Genomic DNA, 7,630 nt, shown 5'->3' on the forward strand with positions numbered 1-7,630 from the left:
TCGCACGTGTCGTTGCAGGAAAAACAGTTGGTGGTCCTGGCTTAGTTGCTGTGTTTGCGTCTGGTCTTACAGGTACTATTTCTGGTTCAGCTGTGGCGAATACAGCGTCGACGGGTGTGATAACCATTCCCTTGATGAAAAAGGCAGGATTTCCTGCCCGTTTTGCAGGTGGCGTTGAAGCAGCAGCGTCAACGGGCGGGCAGTTGATGCCGCCCATTATGGGGGCGGGTGCCTTTGTAATGGCAAGCTATACACAAATTCCATACACGACGATTATCGCCGTATCTTTTTTGCCGGCTATTCTCTATTTCGCAACGGTAGCTTTTTTTGTGCGTATGGAAGCAAAACGCAGCAATGTGCACGTTGTTGAAGTGGAAACCGAAAGTGCCTTTGAAGTTCTCAAAAGGGGTGGATTACCATTTCTTGTGCCAATAACAGTCCTGATTGGTTTGTTGATCTATGGCTTTACCCCGACCTATGCAGCTGGCTTTTCAATTATCGGGGTCGTTGTCGCTTCGTGGTTGACGCCGAATAAAATGGGTCTACGTGCCATTCTCGATGCTCTGGCACTCGGCGCACGGAATATGGTCATGACAGGGATCTTACTCTGTACGGTCGGTTTGATTGTTAATGTTATTGCGACGGCCGGGATTGGGAATACATTTTCTTTGATGATTACCAATTGGGCAGGGGATAGCCTGATCATTGCGATGGTGCTTATTGGGCTAGCTTCGCTTGTTTTGGGAATGGGCTTGCCTGTCACAGCTTCATATATTGTGTTGGGGACGCTCTCTGCCCCGGCTCTCTATTCACTTATTGCAGATGGTTTACTGGTCGAGGCTATTGCCGCGGGTAATCTGGCTGATGATGCGAAAGCCATCTTCATGTTGGCGGCTCCGGAACGTCTAGCAGAAATTGGTTTGCCTATGTCGACAGAGGCTGCAAAAGGAATTCTGGCGTTAGTTCCCCCGGATATGTCAGACACCTTGCGACAAATGGTGTTAGATAAAGACACTCAAATCTATGCGCTGTTATCAGCTCACATGATTATTTTCTGGTTGTCACAGGATAGTAATGTAACGCCCCCTGTTTGCTTGACCGCCTTTACAGCGGCGGCAATCGCCAAGACGCCGCCTATGGCAACGGGGTTACAATCCTGGAAAGTGGCCAAAGGTCTTTATATTGTTCCACTACTTTTTGCCTACACGCCGTTTTTGGGTGGAGAGTGGCACGAAGTCCTTATGATTTTTGGGTTCTCTTTAGTGGGATTGTATGCCTTGACAGGGGCGTTACAGGGATACCTTGAAGAGAAGCTGAATTGGCTAGAGCGAGGTGTCGTTTTAGCCCTTGGCGCCGGGTTGTTATGGCCGCTGGGATGGGAAATTCATCTCGCTGTTTTAGCTGTCTTTGCTCTCTTTTTCTTCTGGAATAAAAAGAACGTTGCCCCTGTCCAAATATAGGGTCAATACCCTTTAAACATCTGAAAGGCTGGTATCTGATACCGGCCTTTTGGTGTGTTTGGAGCTTTGGTTTTGTTTATTGTGTTGTACTGTTCTTGATGATTTCCATCTGTTCGATGGCAATTTTCAATCCACCTTCGTGATGATACCAAACAATACGACCGTCTTTATTCAGATCCTCCCCCGCAAAGAGGGCGTGGGTTAGTTTCCGGAGCTTTTGTACCTTAGGGGCTGCGGTTTCGATGGTTTTGCTCGCAAGGATTTTCTTTGAAAGCTCAAAAGCTTCTTTAGCGCGGCGCGTTGTATTGCGGCCAACGGATGCGACCATAATTCCGGACACACGAATGATATCGTTGGCATCTTCTGAATCCGAAGCAAGTTCAGCGTGTACTGCAAACGCTTCTGATGCTTTTATCAGGCCGTACCCAAGGCCTGGTCCTTTTACTTCCTGCGCGGGGTCTAAAGCGTGCAGAACATGGCGGGTATGTAAGTGCATGGAACTGAGATTGGTTAGATCCGATGCCGCTAAATCAGCGTGATTTCTGGCGACTTTGGCTTCCGCAGTAGCAACGGGAAGTAATCCCTGTTCTTGAGGCGTGTCCGCCCAATGGGTCATGACGTGGTCGACATGCTTTAAGGCTTCGTTTGCAGTCGCTGAAAAGCTTATTGCCGCGGCAAGAATAAAGGCTGTCATGTAAAGGGATGAGCATCTTCGTTGAGATTTAAGCATCATTTCGTTTCGGCGTATCCAAAGGTTTCCATATCATTATATGACCCTATAGGAATGATTTGAAATGACGAGCTAACAGTACTCAAATTGTTGTGAACGTGCACTGTAAATACCTACTGACACTATGCTGTCAGTAGTGGGGATGTAAAAGAAGATGCCAAGCAACCCATGAAAGCAAACAGGATTATTATGGAGCCCTTTAAAGAAGTTTTTAATCTGAAGTCAATATCCAAGATGGCTGAGCATCTTAAGGCACAACAAAGTGATTTTGACCGGGAAGGGTTTATTGCGTTTGCGACGAAAGATCTGAGTAAGCTTGAATTAAAGCAACGATCTGGAAGGATCACTGAGGCACTTTATAAATATCTGCCCGAAGATTTTTCCCGTGCTGCAAATATTTTACTGGGAATTTTGAACCCCGATGAAAATATATCGATAAGTGATCAGGGAACTTCAGATAAAGGTGTGTCCGGCTGGTTGGTTATGCCTATGTGTGATTATGTTGCGTTCTATGGCAAAGAGCATTTTCATCTATCCATGGAATTACTCAAGGAAATGACCAAGCGTTCGAGTTCTGAGTTTGCTATTCGACACTTTTTACTTTCTGCACCCGTGGTAACATTGGCAGAAATCATGAACTGGGCAGATGATGAAAATTATCATGTGCGTCGATTAGCTTCGGAAGGTTCTCGTCCTCGATTGCCTTGGGCGATGCAATTACCAGACTTTATCAAAAATCCTGCCCCTTTATTTCCTCTTCTGGAAAAGCTTCGGGATGATCCAGAAGAATATGTGCGGCGCTCTGTTGCCAATAACTTGAATGATATAGCAAAGGATCATCCTGACCTAGTCGCTGAAATCGCAAGGAAGTGGATGAAGGGGGCGTCAAAGGAACGTCAGAAACTTATACGTCACGCCTGTCGAACACTTATAAAATCAGGACATAAAAAATGTCTAGAAGCTTTGGGATATAAAGATGCGCAGGTTGAATTAATTGATTTTAATGTGCTGACCCCATCCGTAATCTATGGGGAGGGGGTAGAGTTTGAGATGACAATGACTTCAGAAAGTAATGAGGATCAGGCGCTAATTCTTGATTTTGTCGTTCACCACCGGAAAGCCAATGGAGGAACATCACCCAAGGTTTTTAAGTGGAAAACATTTAATCTTGCTGCTGGGGGAAAACACAAAGCCCGGAAACGTCACAATATTAAACCGATAACCACCCGCAGGTATTATCCGGGACTTCATCAGGTCGAGATCATCGCAAATGGTAAATCACTTGGGCGTAAAGACTTTGAATTGATTATGGAAGAAGTCAGTGCATAGAATATAAGCTGTGAGCAAAGAAAAAGCCGAGCTTTTGGTAAGCTCGGCTTTTTTATGATTTAAACCAGATTTTGGGTTAATGACCTTTTAGTGATTACTGTGATCTTTGTCCTCACCGTCCATTTTCATCGCGCCACCTTTTTCAATATGCACCATAATATCGACGCTACCAGCTTTTTCAAAAGTCAGTGTTAGAGGAAACATTTCGCCTTCTTTTAATGGTGACTCAAGGCCCATTAGCATGATGTGAAAGCTACCCGGTTTTAGCTCAACCATTGATCCCGCAGCAACAGGAATACCACCTTCAACCTGGCGCATTTTCATGACACCATCGACCATGGTGTGAGAGTGAAGTTCAATGCGTTTGGCTGCAGAACCCGCGGCTGCGACCAGTTTGTCATCTTCGGCGCCCATATTGTGTAGTGTCAGGAATGAAGCGCCGTTCTTCATTTGGCCAAGCGTAGCACGCGCCCAAGGTTGTTTAACCATGATGTCGCCGGCTTTAAAATCCTTCGCAGAGGCTAAACCAGAAAGTGTTAGGGCAAGAAGGGCTGTTAGGGTAACGAGAAATTTTTTCATGATAACCTCATGTTGTTTTTCAGGCCTCAATGGCCAGAAAATAAAGAAAACATAGATGGAGTTTGTTCTACTTGGTGGGGGCTTTACTAAGCGCGCGGAGGCGCCCTTGAAGAATGACGCTGATCATCAAGGGGTAGTTTGGCTTGATTTGAGCCTATGACCCGCCACGATAAGGTACTTTGCACCAACAGGGATGCTGTTCGCTTATCTGTATTACGCTGAAGCGTATAAAAAGCACACGTCAAACAATGATCACAATGATCCGTCAGAGTTGCTGAGTTTGAATTATTTTGTTGGTTTTGATCTATGCCGCTCGAGGTGCAAATAAAGCTCAGAGATTTTTCCAGCGTGACCTGAGCGTCGTTTGAATCGGTAAGGGGAGAAGCCGTCGCTTGAATGGAGATAAAGAAGCTTACAAATATTGGCAGGAATAACTTGAAACAGAGCGCAAATATGGAAAGCGCCGCAATGCTTTGTTTGTCCTGTTTCGCTATCTGTTTATCTTGCCGGGGCATATTATGCTCAAGTATTTTAAAACTAGCCCTTAGAGCAGGGCATTATCATACTTGATCCTTACCTTCTTGGGAAACTCTTGGCAAGTTCTTCACCTTCAAGAACCTCTATCGAAGTCATTTTCGCGCTTATTTGTCGCAGAGATTGAGTGCCATAGGTGTTTCCCTGAATAGATGAAACCTTGTACCAGGCATAGGCTTTGGTGAGATCGACCTGAAAGCCACGCCCCTTTTCGTAGAAACGTCCCAGGTTTCGTTGGGCAATAGGATGTCCTTGCATTGCTGCTTTTTCTAGCCAGTGGACAGCGAGGTCAAAGTCCTGCCTAACGCCAATACCATCTGTATAGTATAGCCCAATAAAACTTTGGGCTTGGACTTGTCCCCGTCTTGCCGCTTTTAGATACCAGAAAGCTGATTGTTTATAATCCAAACTCCCCCTAATGCCTTCACGATAAATGTGCCCCATATAGAGCTGTGCTGTTGTATCGCCGTTTTTTGCTGGTTCGCGAAGTTCGTATAAGGCGGTTTCCTTATCACCGTTCTCGTAAGCCTGGAGGCCGAGCGATGTCTCGGCAAAAGATTGAGTTGAGATAAATAGAAAGAAAGCCGAAACAAAGACGCGTATCATTAGATCTCTGACTTTTAAGAGGTTAAAAATGATCAGATACAATCACGGAGCGTAATCGTAAGGAAGCTTACAGGAAAAAATCAGATTCCGGTATGCTTAAACTGCTTTGAATTTATTGATTAGGTATAGTGTGTTTTAAACGTCAGGTGCAATAATCAGGATATGATCATTGTCGTGATACAATGTCATACCATTTGCAAATTGACTATATGTCAGTCCACCAACATCTGTGCCTGAAGCCGTGATATGTGAATCTTCTACGACACCCGTTTCAATCAAGGGTGTGTCGGCTTCAATTTTGAGCGGCTCATCACGGGCAAACAAAACAACCTCTCCTGCGTCATCAGGAAGAAGGTCACCTAGTTGCAAGACGAGTTCGTCGTCATTTTCAAAAAAATCGCTCATACGTTAGTTTTATTCCTTTATGAATACCGATGCAACGATTTTTTCTAGTGATTCCAGTGACTTTTCTGTGGCGGAGCCGAAAAATACCCTAATAAACAGCGGATTGAAGATTATTATTCAAAGGTCTTTTTCTTTTTTTGGATTAAAATTCGCCTAATTGTTTGAAACAACTAGCATATGCTTAATTTGATTATGAATTGATCGCAGAATTCTCTTTGCCAGCTTAGTGACTTTCTCTTATAACCACAGAAAATAAAAACTGGTCATATAAAAGCCCCGGCACGACAGACCCGAAAAATCGGGAAATAAACATATAACAATGACCATGAACTCGAAGGCATGAATGACTCTTTGCGTCTAACATGCCTGTCGTTATGTCGTGAATGGGAAGGTCAAAATTAATGGCAAAATCTAAAGCCTCTAAAGGGCTCGCTTTGGACGCATTGTTTTCTCAGGTTAAAAATGAGGCGCGTTTTACAGAAGCTTGTGCATTGCGCGATGAGCTGGAATCTCGTTTAATTACGATGCGGCAGCAGACAACGAGTCATCCACTAGGGAATCCCGTTCTAGAGCTTGCTCACGATCTTTCAGAACGTCTTGCCGCAGGCGAGCTATCCGTCGATCTACTTTCCCAGTTGGTGCAATATTTATCTGTCGAAGCCTTTGGAGGCAGAGCAAAGCGCGTTTCAGATTATGTTGGTGTCGAAAGTATTGCTGATAATAAATCCAGGTTGTCGGAGCTTTTCAAAGCGTTGGCTTTTGATGATGCGCATACCCAGCTTTCGTTCGAGGCTTTTAAAGACAAGCTGGAACGCGAGGCATTCGGGATTGTTATCACCGCGCATCCGACCTTTGGTTTGTCTAAAGAGCTATATCAGGCTCTGGCCCAGTTTACGGCGAATGAAAGTTCAGATGGACAAGCGCTTGATACCAAGGCGATTGATACACTTAATCAGCTTGTTATAGGTAACTCTCATGAGCCTGATCAGGCCATTGATTTACTTGCTGAACATGGACAGGCGATGGAGGCTATCGCTTCGATACAGCAAGCCTTACGAGAAGTATACGACGTTGCTTTGGCCGTTGCAGAAGAACTTTATCCTGAAAAATGGACCGAGCTTTCTCCACGTGTTCTATCCGTGGCAAGTTGGGTCGGGTATGATTTGGATGGCAGGACCGATATTACATGGGCGAATACGCTCCACACCCGAATGAAGGTTCAGGTTGTTCAACTTGGCTACTATATTTCCAAACTGAACGAGATAACTACAGCACATCAAGGTGAAAAGGATGAACTGGAAACCACGCTTGCCTTGATCAAGAGCCGGGTTACTCTTGCTTTGCATGTGGCTGAAAAAGAAACTGAATTTTTCAGTGATAAAAGTGCATCAGAAGAAGCCTTAAAAGAAATATCCCGTTCAATTGTTGCAGACGATGGTGCACGTTTGGTGCATACTGCGGAATTGATTGAAGCAATTAACCGCGCCCTCAACTTAACTGATAATACTGAACTGAAACGCTCTCTGATTATTTTGAGATCTGAAATTGCAAACTATGGGCTGGCAACATCTCATATGCATGTCAGGCTCAATTCTGCACAACTTCATAATGCCATTCGCAAGAATATTGCTATGGAAGGTGAACCGGATGATCCCGGACGCCGCCGAGGGAATTTCCGCGCGCTTTCCGGTTTGTTGGATGAGGTGCAGCCAATTCGCATAAACTTTGGCTCGTTATCTGCTGAACACACGACCGCAAAACGCATGTTCATGTTGATTGCCCAGATGATCAAGTATGTAGATGCATCGCGTCCAATCCGCTTCTTAATTGCTGAGTGCGACACACCTTTTACCATTTTGACGGCCCTTTATTACGCAAAGCTGTTCGGTGTTGATGATCTGCTGGATATCTCTCCGCTCTTTGAAACGGGAACTGCGCTAGAACGTGGCAGTGAGGTTCTTGCCGATCTTCTGGAGAGCGAACAGTA

Annotated in this window: 8 protein-coding genes; 3 read left to right on the plus strand and 5 right to left on the minus strand. The window is 45.0% G+C overall.

Annotated features, from left to right (window positions below):
- Positions 1-1,460, plus strand: a 1,460-nt coding sequence (locus Q0241_RS13385) for a TRAP transporter fused permease subunit (protein WP_299378310.1), incomplete at its 5' end; no start/stop codon positions are given.
- 76 nt (positions 1,461-1,536) lie between these two features.
- Here Q0241_RS13385 and Q0241_RS13390 read toward each other — a convergent pair.
- The gene (locus Q0241_RS13390) at positions 1,537-2,154 is read right to left on the minus strand and encodes a hypothetical protein (protein WP_299378313.1); all 618 of its coding nucleotides are present in this window, start codon (positions 2,152-2,154) and stop codon (positions 1,537-1,539) included.
- 270 nt (positions 2,155-2,424) lie between these two features.
- On the opposite strand from Q0241_RS13390, the gene Q0241_RS13395 reads away from it, so the two are divergent.
- Entirely contained in the window at positions 2,425-3,519 is a 1,095-nt protein-coding gene (locus tag Q0241_RS13395; protein WP_299378316.1) for a DNA alkylation repair protein, read from the plus strand.
- An 87-nt stretch (positions 3,520-3,606) separates the two neighbouring features.
- Here the strand turns inward: Q0241_RS13395 and Q0241_RS13400 are convergent, their stop codons facing one another.
- The 4 genes from Q0241_RS13400 to Q0241_RS13415 all read right to left on the minus strand — a co-directional run bounded on the left by Q0241_RS13400 (position 3,607) and on the right by Q0241_RS13415 (position 5,643).
- Positions 3,607-4,098: a copper chaperone PCu(A)C gene (locus Q0241_RS13400; protein WP_299378318.1), complete on the minus strand. Its 492-nt coding sequence runs from the start codon at positions 4,096-4,098 to the stop codon at positions 3,607-3,609.
- A gap of 86 nt (positions 4,099-4,184) precedes the next feature.
- Positions 4,185-4,613, minus strand: coding sequence for a hypothetical protein (locus Q0241_RS13405; protein WP_299378321.1), 429 nt, complete (start codon positions 4,611-4,613; stop codon positions 4,185-4,187).
- A 58-nt stretch (positions 4,614-4,671) separates the two neighbouring features.
- On the minus strand, positions 4,672-5,238 hold the full coding sequence (locus Q0241_RS13410; protein ID WP_299378323.1) for a tetratricopeptide repeat protein: 567 nt from the start codon (positions 5,236-5,238) through the stop codon (positions 4,672-4,674).
- A 135-nt stretch (positions 5,239-5,373) separates the two neighbouring features.
- Positions 5,374-5,643, minus strand: a complete 270-nt coding sequence (locus Q0241_RS13415; RefSeq protein WP_046503653.1) for a hypothetical protein — start codon at positions 5,641-5,643, stop codon at positions 5,374-5,376.
- A gap of 401 nt (positions 5,644-6,044) precedes the next feature.
- Between Q0241_RS13415 and Q0241_RS13420 the strand changes: the two genes are divergently transcribed.
- The coding region (locus Q0241_RS13420) for a phosphoenolpyruvate carboxylase (protein ID WP_299378326.1) at positions 6,045-7,630 on the plus strand (1,586 nt) is incomplete at its 3' end.

This window comes from uncultured Kiloniella sp., assembly GCF_937128705.1.
Taxonomy (GTDB): domain Bacteria; phylum Pseudomonadota; class Alphaproteobacteria; order Kiloniellales; family Kiloniellaceae; genus Kiloniella.